The organism is Bradyrhizobium sp. LA6.8 (genome assembly GCF_040547935.1).
GTDB lineage: Bacteria > Pseudomonadota > Alphaproteobacteria > Rhizobiales > Xanthobacteraceae > Bradyrhizobium > Bradyrhizobium barranii.
This window is the reverse complement of record NZ_JBEPQQ010000007.1, coordinates 80,690-95,716: the sequence shown is the minus strand read 5'-3', so window position 1 is coordinate 95,716 and position 15,027 is coordinate 80,690. Positions and strand designations below refer to the sequence as shown.

The 15,027-nt window shown below is 63.6% G+C and carries 12 protein-coding genes; 8 read left to right on the top strand and 4 right to left on the bottom strand.

Annotated elements, in window-relative coordinates; translation table 11 throughout:
- Positions 1 to 15: 15 nt before the first annotated feature.
- The 8 genes from urtB (at position 16) to ABIA90_RS29715 (ending at position 9,720) form a co-directional block, all read left to right on the top strand.
- The gene (urtB, locus tag ABIA90_RS29750) at positions 16 to 942 is read left to right on the top strand and encodes an urea ABC transporter permease subunit UrtB (protein ID WP_354119012.1); all 927 of its coding nucleotides are present in this window, start codon (positions 16 to 18) and stop codon (positions 940 to 942) included.
- Between the two features lie 18 nt (positions 943 to 960).
- Entirely contained in the window at positions 961 to 2,103 is a 1,143-nt protein-coding gene (gene urtC, locus ABIA90_RS29745; RefSeq protein WP_014491163.1) for an urea ABC transporter permease subunit UrtC, read from the top strand.
- A 10-nt stretch (positions 2,104 to 2,113) separates the two neighbouring features.
- Positions 2,114 to 2,869 carry an urea ABC transporter ATP-binding protein UrtD gene (gene urtD, locus ABIA90_RS29740; RefSeq protein WP_011083791.1) on the top strand — a complete coding sequence of 252 codons (756 nt, stop codon included), beginning with the start codon at positions 2,114 to 2,116 and terminating at the stop codon, positions 2,867 to 2,869.
- A gap of 13 nt (positions 2,870 to 2,882) precedes the next feature.
- Entirely contained in the window at positions 2,883 to 3,572 is a 690-nt protein-coding gene (gene urtE / locus ABIA90_RS29735) for an urea ABC transporter ATP-binding subunit UrtE (RefSeq protein WP_071909047.1), read from the top strand.
- Positions 3,573 to 3,600: 28 nt separating this feature from the next.
- Positions 3,601 to 4,830, top strand: a complete 1,230-nt coding sequence (gene fmdA / locus ABIA90_RS29730; protein ID WP_354119011.1) for a formamidase — start codon at positions 3,601 to 3,603, stop codon at positions 4,828 to 4,830.
- A gap of 94 nt (positions 4,831 to 4,924) precedes the next feature.
- A complete protein-coding gene (locus ABIA90_RS29725; protein WP_354119010.1) occupies positions 4,925 to 5,302 on the top strand; it encodes an FmdB family zinc ribbon protein in 378 nt (125 codons plus the stop codon).
- 55 nt (positions 5,303 to 5,357) lie between these two features.
- The gene (locus tag ABIA90_RS29720; RefSeq protein WP_354119009.1) at positions 5,358 to 6,398 is read left to right on the top strand and encodes an aliphatic amidase; all 1,041 of its coding nucleotides are present in this window, start codon (positions 5,358 to 5,360) and stop codon (positions 6,396 to 6,398) included.
- A gap of 241 nt (positions 6,399 to 6,639) precedes the next feature.
- Positions 6,640 to 9,720 carry an autotransporter outer membrane beta-barrel domain-containing protein gene (locus tag ABIA90_RS29715; RefSeq protein WP_354119008.1) on the top strand — a complete coding sequence of 1,027 codons (3,081 nt, stop codon included), beginning with the start codon at positions 6,640 to 6,642 and terminating at the stop codon, positions 9,718 to 9,720.
- A 175-nt stretch (positions 9,721 to 9,895) separates the two neighbouring features.
- On the opposite strand, the gene ABIA90_RS29710 is transcribed toward ABIA90_RS29715, so the two are convergent.
- The 4 genes from ABIA90_RS29710 to ABIA90_RS29695 form a co-directional block, all read right to left on the bottom strand.
- Positions 9,896 to 10,726: an MlaD family protein gene (locus tag ABIA90_RS29710; protein WP_354119007.1), complete on the bottom strand. Its 831-nt coding sequence runs from the start codon at positions 10,724 to 10,726 to the stop codon at positions 9,896 to 9,898.
- Between the two features lie 144 nt (positions 10,727 to 10,870).
- The gene (locus tag ABIA90_RS29705; protein ID WP_354119006.1) at positions 10,871 to 13,090 is read right to left on the bottom strand and encodes an acetate--CoA ligase family protein; all 2,220 of its coding nucleotides are present in this window, start codon (positions 13,088 to 13,090) and stop codon (positions 10,871 to 10,873) included.
- A 218-nt stretch (positions 13,091 to 13,308) separates the two neighbouring features.
- A complete protein-coding gene (locus ABIA90_RS29700; protein WP_354119005.1) occupies positions 13,309 to 14,160 on the bottom strand; it encodes a glycosyltransferase family 2 protein in 852 nt (283 codons plus the stop codon).
- A 294-nt stretch (positions 14,161 to 14,454) separates the two neighbouring features.
- Entirely contained in the window at positions 14,455 to 15,024 is a 570-nt protein-coding gene (locus ABIA90_RS29695) for a class GN sortase (RefSeq protein WP_354119004.1), read from the bottom strand.
- Between the last annotated feature and the right edge of the window lie 3 nt (positions 15,025 to 15,027).

Sequence of the window (15,027 nt, the reverse complement as noted above, 5' to 3'; positions counted from 1 at the left end):
TGACGGAGGACATCGATGTTCGGCGACTATTCGCTTGGTGATCTTGGCTCCATCTTCGTCATGCAGGGGTTTGCAGGACTGATCCTGTTCTCAGTCTACGTCCTGATGGCGCTTGGGCTTGCGATCATCTTCGGCCAGATGGGCGTCATCAACATGGCTCACGGCGAGTTCATGATCCTCGGGGCCTACGTCACCTGGATGACCTCGAATTTCTTCCAAGCCTATCTGCCAAGCCTGTTCAGCGGCTATTTCTTCCTGGCGATGATCCTGGCCTTCGTCGCATCCGGTGCGCTGGGAATGCTGGTGGAATGGGTGCTGATACGGCATCTCTACAAGCGCCCGCTCGACACGCTGCTGGCGACCTGGGGCCTCAGCCTGATGCTGCAGCAGGCCTATCGTTCCGTGTTCGGCGCGCGCGAGGTCGGCGTCGAGTTGCCGCAATGGATGCTCGGCTCGCTGCACGTTACCGACAGCATCGAGGTGCCGATCAACGGCGTCTTCGTGATGTGCCTCACTGTGCTGATCACCATCTGCGTCGCCTATGTCATGTACAAGTCGCGCTGGGGCCGCCAGGTCCGCGCCGTCGTGCAGAACCGCATCATGGCCGGAGCCGTCGGCATCAACACCGAAAAGGTCGATCGCTACACCTTCGGTCTCGGTTGCGGCATCGCCGGTGTCGCCGGCAGCGCCTTTACGATGATCGGCTCGACCGGGCCAACCTCCGGACAGCTCTACATCGTCGATACGTTCCTGGTGGTCGTGTTCGGCGGCGCCGCCAGTTTGATAGGCACCATCGCCTCGGCCTTCTCGATCTCGCAGACGCAATCAACCCTCGAGTTCTTCATGTCGGGCTCGATGGCGAAAGTGCTGACGCTGCTCGCCGTTGTCGGAATCCTGATGCTGCGGCCGCAAGGGCTGTTCGCCCTCAAGGTCCGCAAGTGAGAAACTGGGGCTGATGCAATGACCGACAATCGTTTCTTCAATCGATCGGAGTTCATCGGAATTCTGGTGCTCGCGGTCTTCCTGGTGGTGGTCCTGCCGCTCACGCTCGACGTCTTCAGGCTCAATCTGGTCGCGAAATACCTGACCTATGCCTTCGTCGCGCTGGGGCTGGTGATCTGCTGGGGCTATGGCGGCATTCTCAGCCTCGGTCAGGGCGTGTTCTTCGGGCTCGGCGGCTACTGCATGGCGATGTTCCTCAAGCTCGAGGCGTCGAGCGTGGAGAACACCAAGATCCAGTCGACGCCGGGTATCCCCGATTTCATGGATTGGAATCAGATCACCGCGCTGCCGCTGTTCTGGAAGCCATTCAGCAGCCTCACCTTCACGATCGCGGCCATCATTCTCGTGCCCGGCATCTTCGCTCTCATCATCGGCACCGCGATGTTCAAGCGCCGGGTCGGCGGCACCTACTTCGCCATCATCACCCAGGCGGTCGCGGCCATCCTCACGATCCTGATCGTGGGACAACAGGGCTACACCGGCGGCATCAACGGCATGACCGATCTGCGGACGTTGAAGGGCTGGGACATCCGGCCCGACCACGCCAAGATCGTGCTGTACTTCTTTGAAGTCGGACTGCTGTTCGCCTGCATCATGATCGCGCAGTTCGTCCGGCACTCCAAGCTCGGGCGTATCCTGGTCGCGATGCGCGAGAAGGAGGACCGGGTCCGCTTCTCCGGCTACAGCGTCGCGAATTTCAAGATCTTCGCGTTCTGCATTGCCGCCGTGTTCGCCGCGATCGGCGGCGCCATGTTCGCGCTCAATGTCGGCTTCATGTCGCCGTCCTTCGTCGGCATCGTGCCGTCGATCGAAATGGTGATCTACACGGCGGTCGGCGGCCGGCTCTCGATCCTCGGCGCGGTCTACGGCACGCTGCTGGTCAACTTCGCCAAGACCAGCCTGTCGGAAACCTTTCCCGAATTGTGGCTGTTTGGCCTCGGCGGACTGTTCATCGCCGTGGTCCTGGCCTTCCCGAACGGTCTCGCCGGGATCTGGGGCGACTACGTCCAGCCCCGCATCGATCGCCTGATCTCGTCGCGCAAACCGAAACCCGAAGGGTGGACCGACAGCTCGGTCGCCGACGGCGCCCCTGCGGAGTGAGGAGATCATCATGCTCGTCGGTCATCAGCCCAAGGAATTCCTGCTCGCCGTCGAAGCACTGACCGTGTCGTTCGACGGGTTCAAGGCGGTCAACGATCTCTCGTTCTACGTCGACGAGAACGAGATCCGCGTCATCATCGGTCCCAACGGCGCCGGCAAGACCACCGTGCTCGACCTGATCTGCGGCAAGACCAAAGCAACGTCGGGCTCGATCCAGTTCCGTGGCAAGGAGCTGACGCGGATGAAGGAAAACGAGATCGTCAAGACGGGCGTCGGCCGCAAATTCCAGAACCCGTCGATCTACGACGACCTCACGGTGTTCGAGAATCTGGAGATATCCTATCCGCGCGGCCGTTCGGTGTTCGGCGCATTGACCTTCACCCGCGACGCCGCCGTGCGCGACCGGGTGCACGAAGTCGCCGAAATGATCTTCCTGAAGGACCGGCTCAACGTGAACGCCGATCTGCTCAGCCACGGCCAGAAGCAATGGCTCGAAATCGGCATGCTGCTGATCCAGGATCCGGATTTGCTGATGCTCGACGAGCCCGTCGCGGGCATGAGCGTGTCCGAGCGCGCCAAGACCGCCGAGCTGCTCAACCGCATCATCAAGAACCGCTCGGTGCTGGTGATCGAGCACGACATGAAATTCGTCGAGGACATCGCGCACAAGGTCACCGTGCTTCACCAGGGGCAAATCCTCTCCGAGGGCACCATGGAGAAGGTGAAGAACGACCCCAAGGTCGTCGAAGTCTATCTGGGCCATTAAAGGAGACGCGACGATGCTGGCTATTTCCGATCTTCACGTCGCCTACGGCCAGAGCGAGGTGCTGCACGGGCTCAATGTCAAGGTCGCGCCGAACGAGATCGTTGCGATCATGGGCCGCAACGGCATGGGCAAGACCACGCTGATGAAGTCGCTGATGGGCATCCTGCCCGCCAAAAGCGGCTCGGTGACCATGGACGGTGCCGAGCTCGGCGGCCTGCCGAGCTACGAGCGCGTCGCCAAGGGCCTCGCCTATGTGCCGCAGGGCCGCATGATCTTCTCGACCATGACGGTGAAGGAGAATATCGAGACCGGCCTCGTCGTCTCCGGCGGAACCGAGGTGCCGGCCGACATCTACGAATTGTTCCCGGTGCTGCTGGAAATGAAGGGCCGCCGCGGCGGCAATCTCTCCGGCGGACAGCAGCAACAGCTCGCCATTGCCCGCGCGCTCGCGACCAAGCCGAAGGTGTTGCTGCTGGACGAACCGACCGAAGGCATCCAGCCGTCGATCATCAAGGACATGGCGCGCACCTTGAAGCGCATCCGCGACGAAAAGGGGCTCTCGATCGTGGTGTCGGAGCAGGTCCTGAGCTTCGCGCTCGACATCGCCGACCGCGTGCTGGTGATCGAGAACGGCGAGATCGTGCGCGACGATCCGCGCGACGCCGTCGATGCCGCGCAGGTCTCGAAATATCTGTCCGTCTAACCAACCGTGTAAAAAGGGGAGCATCTCGATGCCAGAGACACTGATCAAGGTCGATCTCACCAAGTCGGCCTACGATAATGACATGGTGCACAACCGCTGGCACCCCGACATCCCGATCGTGGCCTGGGTCAATCCCGGCGACGATTTCATCATCGAGACCTATGACTGGACCGGCGGCTTCATCAAGAACAACGATTCCGCCGACGACGTGCGCGACATTGATCTCTCGATCGTGCACTTCCTGTCCGGTCCGATCGGCGTCAAGGGCGCGGAGCCCGGCGATCTCCTCGTCGTCGATCTGCTCGACGTCGGTCCGATGAAGGAGAGCCTCTGGGGCTTCAACGGCTTCTTCTCCAAGCAGAACGGCGGCGGCTTCCTCACCGACCATTTCCCGCTGGCGCAGAAGTCGATCTGGGACATCAAGGGTCTCTACACCTCGTCGCGTCACGTGCCCGGCGTCAACTTCGCCGGCCTGATCCATCCCGGCCTGATCGGCTGTCTGCCCGATCCGAAGATGCTGGAGACCTGGAACAGGCGTGAGGCCGAGCTGATCTCGACCAACCCGACCCGCGTGCCCGGTCTCGCCAATCCGCCATTCGCGCCGACCGCCCATGGCGGCCGCGCCAAGGGGGACGTCAAGGACAAGATCGGCGCGGAAGGCGCGCGCACCGTTCCGCCGCGCGAGCATGGCGGCAATTGCGACATCAAGGATCTCTCGCGCGGCTCGAAGATCTACTTCCCGGTCTACGTGCCCGGCGCCGGTCTCTCGATGGGCGATCTGCATTTCAGCCAGGGCGACGGCGAGATCACCTTCTGCGGTGCGATCGAAATGGCTGGCTGGCTGCATCTGAAGGTCGAGGTGATCAAGGACGGCATGGCGAAATACGGCATCAAGAACCCGATCTTCAAGCCGTCGCCGATCACGCCGAACTACAAGGACTATCTGATCTTCGAGGGCATCTCGGTCGACGAGCAGGGCAAGCAGCACTATCTCGACGTCCACATCGCCTATCGCCAGGCCTGCCTCAACGCGATCGAGTATCTGAAGAAGTTCGGCTACTCCGGCGCCCAGGCCTATTCGATCCTCGGCACCGCGCCGTGCCAAGGCCACATCTCCGGCGTGGTCGACGTTCCCAATGCCTGCGCCACGCTATGGCTGCCGACCGAGATCTTCGACTTCGACGTGATGCCGTCGGCGGCAGGACCCATCAAGCACATCACCGGCGATATCCAGATGCCGATCTCGCCGGACAAATAGTCTCCCTGCGCGACGGGATGCGGGACGGCGCGGCTTTGCCGCCCCGCATCCGCCGCGGGAATTCTCTCACAGGCAACAGCGTAGGGATGATGCGATGCCGGTCTACGAATATCTCTGTGACGATTGCGGGCCGTTCAAGGACCTGCGCCCGATGGCGGAATGCGACGATCCGCAAAGCTGTCCGCACTGCGAGACCATGGCGCCGCGGGTGATCCTGACCGCGCCGAATTTCTTCTGCATGCCGGCGGAGAAGCGCAAGGCGCACGCCGTCAACGAGCGCAGCACGCATGCGCCGCAGACGCTCGCGCAGTACAAGGCCTCGCACGGTCCCGGCTGCGGTTGCTGTTCGTCGGGCAAGACCGTGAAGGACAAGAGCTCGTCGGACAGAAAGAAGCCAGCGCGGCTGACGACCAAGACCAGGAGCGGCGCCAAGGGCTTTCCGACCGCGCGCCCCTGGATGATCAGCCACTAACTCGGTCGCTCGATCGACGGCAACCTCAAACAAATAAAAGACAGGAGCGCTCAAAATGCTTCACGGTGACATTTCCAGCAGCAACGACACCGTCGGCGTCGCGGTGGTCAACTACAAGATGCCCCGCTTGCACACCAAGGCCGAGGTGCTCGACAACGCCCGCAAGATCGCCGACATGCTGGTGGGCATGAAGGCGGGCCTGCCCGGCATGGACCTCGTGATCTTCCCGGAATACTCGACCCAGGGCATCATGTACGACTCCAAGGAGATGTACGAGACGGCCTCGGCGGTGCCAGGTGAGGAGACCGCGATCTTCGCGGAGGCCTGCCGCAAGGCCAAAGTCTGGGGCGTGTTCTCGCTGACCGGTGAACGCCACGAGGAGCATCCGCACAAGGCGCCCTACAACACCCTGATCCTGATGAACGACAAGGGTGAGATCGTCCAGAAGTACCGCAAGATCATGCCATGGGTGCCGATCGAGGGCTGGTATCCCGGCAATTGCACCTATGTCTCCGACGGCCCGAAAGGGATGAAGGTCAGCCTGATCATCTGCGACGACGGCAACTTTCCGGAGATCTGGCGCGACTGCGCCATGAAGGGTGCCGAATTGATCGTGCGCTGCCAGGGCTACATGTATCCGGCCAAGGAGCAGCAGATTCTGATTTCCAAGGCGATGGCGTGGGCCAACAACGTCTATGTTGCCGTCGCCAACGCCGCCGGCTTCGACGGCGTCTATTCCTACTTCGGTCACTCCGCGATCATCGGCTTCGACGGCCGGACGCTCGGCGAGTGCGGCGAAGAAGACTACGGCATCCAATATGCCCAGCTGTCGAAACATCTGATCCGCGATGCGCGCCGCAACGGCCAGTCGCAGAACCATCTCTACAAGCTGGTCCACCGCGGCTACACCGGCATGATCAATTCCGGCGAGAGCCCGCGCGGCGTCGCGGCCTGCCCCTATGATTTCTACAAGAACTGGATCGCCGATCCGGAAGGGACGCGGGACATGGTCGAGGCGATGACCCGTTCGACGCCGGGGACGGAGGAATGTCCGATCGACGGCATCCCGAATGGGTCGGCCCCGAGCAACTATTGAGCTATTGGGGCGCGCTTTCTGCGCAAAATGAGAACTTGGACCTGCAAACCGTGGCGCGGTTGCAACATGACCTAGGGATTCTGCCTCGGTTGTGGGTCAAACGGACGCATTCGGGCGGCGCCTTGGTTCTACGGAGCCTCGTCATGGCCTAAGTTCCCCGCGGAACTGCTGGGAATGGGGGCGTGGCGTGAGGGGCAAGGGGCTATGGAGGCGGCAGGGTCGGCTGCGCCGATGCGGCGCTGTGTCGCTCGCCGGCGCGTCGCTGGTCTTCGTTGGCCTCGGCCTTGGCGCGACGCCGGCCAACGCGGATTGCACGCCAGATCCGGCCACGAGCGGCCAAACCGTCACCTGTAGCGGCACCGACACGGACGGCTTTCAAGCCGGGGCCGGCGTCGACAGCCTCAATGTCAACGTGCTCTCCGGCGCGATCGTGAACGACAATGGCGCGCTCTCGATCGGCGTCAACGATTCCAACACCGTCACCAACGACGGGACGGTGTCGGCAGGCACGGGCCTCACCGGCATTGCCGTTGGAAATTTCAACACCGTGATCAACAACAGCACCATCACGGTGCTCGACAACGGCCTCGGCATCCAGGCCATCGATCACAACGTCATCACCAATGCCGGAACGATCACGACGGGCGACAGCGGCGCCGCGATCTCGGTTGGCGACAACAACACCGTCACCAATAGCGGCGCTCTGTCGGTCGGTGCGTCGGGTGTCGGTGTCTTCGCCGGCCAGAACAACACGATCACCAATGCCGCGACAGGCACGATTACCGGCGGTGACGGTGCAAGCGGCATTTTTGCGGTCGGCAGCGCGACCATCACCAATGCAGGCGCGATCACGGTCGGCGATTCCGCCGGCTTCTCCGGCGGCATCATGGCGATCAGTGACAACAACACGGTCACCAACACCGCCACCGGCACGATCACCGTCGGGCAGAACGCCGCCGGCGTCTTCCTGCAAGGCGACTTTCAGACCGTCAGCAATTCTGGCGCAATCACGGCGGGCGATTTCGGCGTTGGCATCGCCGTGCTCGGTGACGATGCCAGGATCACCAATACCGGCACGATCACGGCGGGCGATAGTGGAACGGCGGGTATTTCGCTGCAGGGCGACCGGGCCACGATTAGCCAAAGTGGCACGATCAATGTCGGCGTGGGCGGCGCGGGTATCGCCTATACCGGCTCGTCGACCACGATCACCAACAGCGGGCGGATTACGGGCGGCGATTTTGCCGAGGGCATCCTGGCGTTCGGCGATTCCAACACCGTCACCAACAGCGGCACGATCACCGTGGGTGCGGCCGGCATCGGCATCGACGTGAGCTCGTTCAGCACGACGAACCAGGTCATCAATACCGGTACCATTACCGTCGGCGCAGGCGGCATCGGCATCAGCGTGAGTGGTGGCGGCAACGTCTTCAACTCGGGAACCATCAACGCCGCGACCGGCAACGCCGCGATCGAGTTCTGCAGCTGCGGCCCGAACACGCTCACGCTCGGGCCCGGCAGCGTCATCAACGGCTTCGTGCTTGGTGCCGGCACCGACACCTTCCAGCTCGGCGGCACCGGCAAGGATACGTTCGATCTCAGCCTGATCGGCACCGGTCTCCAGTACGACGGCTTCTCGACCTTCAACAAGGTCGACAGCTCGACCTGGACGGTGACCGGGACCGGCAATCAGGACTGGAACGTGCTCGGCGGCACGCTTCTCCTCGCCGGCACCATCAACGGCACTGTATCCGTCTCCGCGGGCGGCACCTTCGGCGGCGTCGGCACGGTCGGCAACACCGTCGTCAATGGTGGCACGCTGGCGCCGGGCAATCCGACCGGGACGCTCACCGTGTCCGGCGACCTCTCGTTCACATCGGCGTCGAGCTACATGGTGCAGGTCTCGGGCGCCAGCAATGGTTTTACGGTCGTGACCGGCACAGCGACACTTGGCGGCGCCACCGTCGTCGTCGTTCCGACCGGCTCGATCGCGAAGCACTACACGATCCTGAATGCGGCAACGCTTCCCGATACCTTCAATCCGGTCGTCGCGGGGCTCTCGTCGAACCTGAAGGCCGTCCTGAGTTACAACACGAACAACGTCTTCCTGGATCTGTCGCTCAGCTACGGCTCCGGCCTCAACGTCAACCAGCAGAACGTCGCCAACGCGCTGGCGCGTTATTTCGACAGCACCGGCAGCCTTCCGGTGGCGCTGGCGAACCTCCCGCCGGCCGGCCTCACCCAGGCCTCCGGCGAATCGGCAACGGGGGCGCAACAGACGACCTTCAATGCGATGAACCTGTTCCTCGGCCTCTTGACCGATGTGTTCGGCTCGGGACGCAGCGGCGCATCAGGCGCGACGCCCTATGCCGACGAGCCGAGCGCGAATGCCTATGCCGCGGCCGGCAAGGGCGGGCGTGACAAGAACGCGCGCGACGCCTTCGCCGCGATCTACCGCAAGGCACCGGCCGCAACCTTCGAGCAGCGCTGGGATGTGTGGGCGGCCGGCTACGGCGGCTCGCAGACCACCGACGGCAATGTCGCGCTCGGTTCGAACAACACCACCAGCAGCGTCTATGGCACCGCCGTCGGCCTCGACTATCGCTTCTCGCCGTCGACGATCGCCGGCTTTGCGCTTGCCGGCGGTGGGACCGGCTTCAACGTCAACGGGCTCGGCTGGGGCCGCTCCGACCTGTTCCAGGCCGGCGCCTTCGTTCGTCACACGGCCGGACCTGCCTATATCACGGCCGCACTGGCCTATGGCTGGCAGGACGTCACGACCAACCGCATCGTCACGGCCGCCGGCGTCGATCAGCTGCGGGCGCAGTTCAACGCCAACGCGCTCTCGGGCCGTGTCGAGGGCGGTTACCGGTACGCTACGCAGTGGATCGGCCTTACGCCCTATGCGGCGGCCCAGGCCACCATGTTCAGCCTCCCGAACTATTCGGAGTTCGCGGTGGTCGGCAACAGCACCTTCGCGCTCAACTATGCCGCCAAGGACGTGACCAGCACCCGCACCGAGCTCGGCCTGCGCGCCGACAAATCATTCGCCGCGGCCGGTGGCCTGATGACCCTGCGCGGCCGCGTCGCCTGGGCGCATGATTACAATCCGGACCGCACCGTCGGCGCGGTGTTCCAGACCCTGCCGGGATCGGCCTTCGTCGTGAACGGTGCAGCGCTAGCGCGCGATTCCGCGCTGACCACGGCGGCGGTGCAGATGAACTGGATGAACGGCTGGTCTGCGTCGGCGACCTTCGAGGGCGAGTTCTCGAACGTCACCCGCTCCTACGCCGGCAAGGGCGTCGTGCGCTACGCGTGGTAGGGCGCTGCCACCTCCCCTGGAGGGGGAGGGTCGATCGCGCGAAGCGCGAGCGGGGTGGGGTGATCTCTCCACTCGGACACTGCATGTTGGGAAGCACCTTCACCCCACCTCGGATCGCATCTCGCTTTGCTGCATGCGATCCGATCCTCCCCCTCCAGGGGAGGATAAGAAGGCATCACTGCTTCTTCTGCGGAGGCTTGCGCGGCGGGCGCGGGGCGGCGGCAGGCGGGGGTGTGCCAGCCATCTTGTTGGCGGCGTCGCTGACGTCGAGCAGCGAGCGGCGGATGTCCTCGACGTAAGCAGCCGACTTCTTCTTCATGGCGTCGGCGAGCTCGTGCAGTCCCCTGATCTTCTCGAACAGCTCGTCGGCCTTGCCGTCGGCGAAGCCGGGGACCACGCCTTCGATCTTGGTGACCGCCTTGTCGAAGCCTGCGAAGGCGCTGTCGACCTTGGCCATGACGGAGTCGATTTCGCCGCCCTTGCTTCTGAGATCGGCGGTGTAGTTCTCGAACGTGCGCAGGCCGTCCTTGATCGCAGGGGCATTGCTGACGATCGTGCGATCGACGCTGTGCAGGGTGTCGACGATGGATTCGGCGTCGCTGAGATCGGCGATCAGCATGGGGACGCCGTCCGTATCCAGCGGCACCGGCGGCGCGGAGGGCGCGCCGCCGATCAACGAAATCGCGGCGACGCCGGTGAGACCCTGGAACTCGATGCCCGCAACCGTGTCCTTGCGGATCGGCGCGGTGTTGTCGAGCATCACCAGCGCCACGATCTTGCGCGGATTATCCAGCTTGATCGACAGGATCTGACCCGCGGGAACGCCGTCGAAATTGACCGGCCCGCCGCGGCGCAGGCCGCTGGCGGAGCCGCCCTCGAACACCACGCGCAACTGGCTCCGGCTCTGGGCGGTGCGCCATTTCTGCACGCCGAGCACGCCGCCGAACGCCACGGCGATGACCGCCAGCGTCGCCGTTCCGATTACGAGGTTGCTCGCGCGTGCCATGCAGGGCGATTTTACGGCCAAAGCGGGATGGTTGGAAGGACGATGCTGCGGCCGCAATACTAGAGCGGGCGGGTTAACGACTTGTCCGCCGTAGCTCGAAGAGCGAAGGCGGAAGCGTAACCCGCCGATTCGCCTTACGCGACATCAATGCCCTGCCGCGCGCTTTGCCGCGGCATTGTTCAATACGATCAGGGCGTCGACGGCGACGCCCGTTTTGGTGTTGATCAGGAACGGGTTGACGTCGATCGAAGCGATCCGGTCGCCGGCATCTGCGATCAAATTAGACAGGCCGACCAGCGCTTTCACCGCCGAGGCCTCATGCAAGGCCGGCTTGCCGCGATAGCCGCGCATCTTGGTACCGGCCTTGGTGCGGCCGATCAGGAGCCGGGCCTCGGCCTCGTCGAGCGGTGCGCCGGCGAGTGCGACGTCCTTCATCAGCTCGATGTCGATGCCGCCGGTGCCGAACAGCACGACCGGACCCATCTCGGCATCGAGCGACGCGCCGACCACGAGCTCGAGATCGGCCTTGACCTGCTGCGCGATCAGGATGCCGTCGAGCTTCGGCTTGCCCTTCAACTTCGCCACCCGCGCGGTGATGTCGGCGAATGCCTTCTTCACCTCCGCCGCGCTGGCGAGGTTCAGCACCACGCCGCCGATGTCGGATTTGTGCAGGATCTCGGCGCTGACGACTTTTGCCACGACCGGGAAACCGATCTGCTTCGCGATCTTCGCGGCGTCCGCCGCCGTCTGCGCAATCGCCTCCTTCGAGATCGGGATGCCGTAGGCCTTCAGCAGCTTCTTCGAGGCAACCTCGTCGAGCGCGGCACCGCTCGCCGATTTCAGCGCCTTCTCCAGCACGGCGCGGGCGGCAGGCTTCGAGCTCGAGGCGATGTCGGGCACTGCCTTGCGCAGCTTCGCATAGTCGAGCAGCGATTTGATCGCGGTCACCGCGCGGTCCATGCCCTGCATGACCGCGAGATGCGGCAGCGATTTGCGCAAGCCTTTGGTGAATTCGGTGAAGCCGACCGACATCGCGCTGATGTAGATCACCGGCTTGCCGGCCCGGCTCGCCATCCCATCGACGATGCGCAGATTGCGCTCGCGCAACTCGTGCGGCGCCTTGGGCAGTTCGGCATCGATGATGACGATGTCGATATCGGGGTCGTCGATCATCAGCTCGATCGACTTCATGTAGACGGAGGGATCGACCACCGCGGCAAAGCCGGCATCGAGCGGATTGCCCACGATCGAGCCCGGCCCGAGCATCTTCGCTAGTTCGGAGCCGACGTGCGGGCTCAGCGGCGCAAAGTTCAGGCCTTCGGCATAGAAGGCGTCAAGCAGCATGCCGCGCTTGCCGCCTGATAGCGTGACCGCGGCGAGCCGGTCGCCCTTGGGCACGGCCGCGTGAACGAAGCATTCGGTGGTCTCGATCAGCTCGTCGAGCCCGCCGACCCGGATCACGCCTTCACGGGTCGCGATGGCGTCGAACGTCTCGATCGATCCTGCGAGCGCACCGGTATGCGCCATCGCCGCGGCGCGGCCACCCTCGGACGAACCGAGCTTGAGTGCGATGACCGGCTTGCTTGCGGCACGCGCGGCCTTGCAGGCGTCGCGAAACGCCTTGGTGTTGCGCACGCCTTCGAGGTAGACCACGATCACCTTGATGCTCGGATCCTCGGCGAAATAGCGCATCAGGTCCGGCGTCTCGAGCCCGGCCTCGTTGCCGGTCGTCACCATGTAGCCGACCCCGACGCCGCGATCGTCCAGCGCCTGCCGGATCGCCATCACGATGGCGCCGGATTGCCCGGCGATCGCCACCGCACCCTGTTCCATGGTGACGACGCGGTCGTCGATATTGGTGAAGAGCTTTTCGCCCGCGCTCAGATTGCCGAGGCAGTTCGGGCCGGTGACGGCGAGCCCCGTTTCGCGTATCGCGGCTTGCAATTCGGCAGCGAGCTTCTGGCTCTCCTCATCCTGCAACTCGCTGAAGCCCGAGGTGACGATGGTGGCCGAGCGCGCGCCGGCCGCGGCGGCGTCGCGGATCACCTGCACGGCAAAGCGCGCGGGCACCAGCACCAGCACGTGATCGGGCTTTTCCGGGAGGCTCGCGAAATCCTTGTAGCAGGGCACGCCCCAGACGGTGTCGCGCTTGGCGTTGACCGGATAGAGCCCGCCCTCGTAGCCGTACTTGACGAGGTTGTTCCAGATGCGCTCGGCATAATTGCCGGGCTTGTCGGTCGCGCCCACCAGCACAATGTTGTGCGGGTGCAGCATGGCGTGGATGCCCTTGACGATGTCGCTGGCATCGGGCGCTGGAGACCATGGACGCGGAAAAACGGACGCAGCAGGTACCTTGGCTTCCATGGCGCTTCCTCACCTCTTGTTCTTGTTGCAGCGCGCTGTCTTGCGCCGGCGTCTGGCGGGACTGATCGTGATGGCTCCATGCCGCGTGGCGGAATGGCGGGTGCTTCGCGACAAGGCTAGCATCACCAGACTTTTGGCGAAAGTGCGAACGATCGGACGACGTGCCACGACTGCGTGACGCGCATTCTTTCAAATGGTGATCACGCCTCTGCTATCGTTCAGTAACGCAGCAGGCGCAGCTTGTAGGCGTAGTGATAGGCCAATTGCTTCGCGAGATAGGAAGCGATGGCGCGCCGGATCTGCATCTGCGTCGGATCGAAGCCGAGAACGCGGCGCCGCAGGATGCCCATCTCCCTGACGCCGAGCGCGTAGGTCGAAGCCGTCTTCTGTGCATCGTGGATGCGGAAGCAGGCGAGAAATCGTGGCAGGCGCACGAATTTGAATTCCGCGGCTTGCGCCCGCAGGATGAAATCCCAATCCATCGCGTAGTGGAGGCTCTCGTCGATGGGCCCGATCCTGTCCCACACGCGCTTGCGCCAGAACATCGTCTCCTGCGGGATGTAGTCGGCATATTGCAAAGCCTTGCCGTCATGCGGCGGCAGCACGGCGCGTCCAACCTCGAGCCCCTCGCGGTCGACGAAGACGCGATGGCCGTAGACGACGTCGACATCGGGATGCGCCATGAAGTAGTCGGCGACATAGGCGAGCGCTCCGGGCAGCAGCATATCGTCGCTGTTGAGATAGGCCATGATCTCGCAATCGGCACCGGCGAAGCCGAGATTGATGGCGTTCGACTGCCCCTTGTCCGGCTCGCTCGTCCAGCTGATGCTCTCACCTCGGCTCTTCAGGAGATCGATCGTGCCGTCGATCGAGGCGCCGTCCTGCACGTGATAAGTCAGCTTCGGATAGTTCTGACTGACGATGCTCTCGATCGTGGCGTCGAGATATTGCGCATGATTGTAGCTTGGCGTGACCATCGTGATCCGCGGCGCATTCGCCGGGATCGCAGGCGCAGGCGGGAAGGCAGTCAGGTTGAGCAGGCGCGGCGGATATTGCTCGAAGGTCCACATCGGCGGGCGTCGCCAGAGGCTCCGCAGCGAGGATCGTCTTTGTCCGGCAGCAATGAGGTCCTGATTCCGTTCCAGGAGCGCGACACGATTTTCGAGTTGTTCCAACCGCTGTTCGAGGCGCTGCCTGAACTCGTCGTCCATTACAGGTTGTCCTGAAAATTACAGCGTCAAAAGATCAATCGGCTGTTCTTACAGGTCTATAGGAGACGACGCCAGTTCAGCGGCCCGATCAAGCGCGGTTCCCCGGCTCTTCGGCGCGGTCTCTATCGATCCCGGATGGCCGATTGCGAACCGCTATTCACCTGTTTCGATCAAGGTGGCATGCAGGGTGTAGCGCTCGGGTCCGGGCGTGACGGCGTCGAAGGGCCAGCAGGTTGTGAGCACCAGCTCGACATCCTGCGCCGCGGGATCAATGCCGGACTCATCGAAGCGAACCACAGCGGAGGAGTCCGCCCGATAGCGAAAGTGCTTTCCGTCACGGCGTGTGACATCGATTACGTCACCAATGGCGACATTCCGCAGGAAGCGGAAATGTGTATCGCGGTGCGCAGCATATACGGCAATGCCGCGCTCGCCGGCATCAGCCGTTTGGTGGATATGGCCGGGTCCGAACGCGAGGGCCTGGCCGCTGGTGCCTTCGAGCACGATCGCGCTGGCCCCGATCCGCTTCACCTCGATCCGCGCGACCGGCCAGGTGTCGGCCCATGACCATGGCTTGACCACGCCGCCGGTCGTAACGCTCCTGTCGAACGCGCGCTCCAGCAGCACCTGGGCGAGCCAGGCCTTGGCATGAATGTAGGCGCCGTCGCCGAACAGGATGAGGCCGACAAGTGCAACAGCGAGGGGGGAGATCAGGCGGAGCATTGT

What these genes read in the sequence shown, in the direction of transcription:
- ABIA90_RS29700 (WP_354119005.1), bottom strand. Translation starts at nt 14,160, where the DNA reads ATGTGGACCTTCGAGCAATATCCGCCGCGCCTGCTCAACCTGACTGCC.
- ABIA90_RS29695 (WP_354119004.1), bottom strand. Translation starts at nt 15,024, where the DNA reads ATGCTCCGCCTGATCTCCCCCCTCGCTGTTGCACTTGTCGGCCTCATC.
- urtB (WP_354119012.1), top strand. Translation starts at nt 16, where the DNA reads ATGTTCGGCGACTATTCGCTTGGTGATCTTGGCTCCATCTTCGTCATG.
- fmdA (WP_354119011.1), top strand. Translation starts at nt 3,601, where the DNA reads ATGCCAGAGACACTGATCAAGGTCGATCTCACCAAGTCGGCCTACGAT.
- ABIA90_RS29710 (WP_354119007.1), bottom strand. Translation starts at nt 10,726, where the DNA reads ATGGCACGCGCGAGCAACCTCGTAATCGGAACGGCGACGCTGGCGGTC.
- urtD (WP_011083791.1), top strand. Translation starts at nt 2,114, where the DNA reads ATGCTCGTCGGTCATCAGCCCAAGGAATTCCTGCTCGCCGTCGAAGCA.
- urtE (WP_071909047.1), top strand. Translation starts at nt 2,883, where the DNA reads ATGCTGGCTATTTCCGATCTTCACGTCGCCTACGGCCAGAGCGAGGTG.
- ABIA90_RS29725 (WP_354119010.1), top strand. Translation starts at nt 4,925, where the DNA reads ATGCCGGTCTACGAATATCTCTGTGACGATTGCGGGCCGTTCAAGGAC.
- ABIA90_RS29720 (WP_354119009.1), top strand. Translation starts at nt 5,358, where the DNA reads ATGCTTCACGGTGACATTTCCAGCAGCAACGACACCGTCGGCGTCGCG.
- ABIA90_RS29705 (WP_354119006.1), bottom strand. Translation starts at nt 13,090, where the DNA reads ATGGAAGCCAAGGTACCTGCTGCGTCCGTTTTTCCGCGTCCATGGTCT.
- urtC (WP_014491163.1), top strand. Translation starts at nt 961, where the DNA reads ATGACCGACAATCGTTTCTTCAATCGATCGGAGTTCATCGGAATTCTG.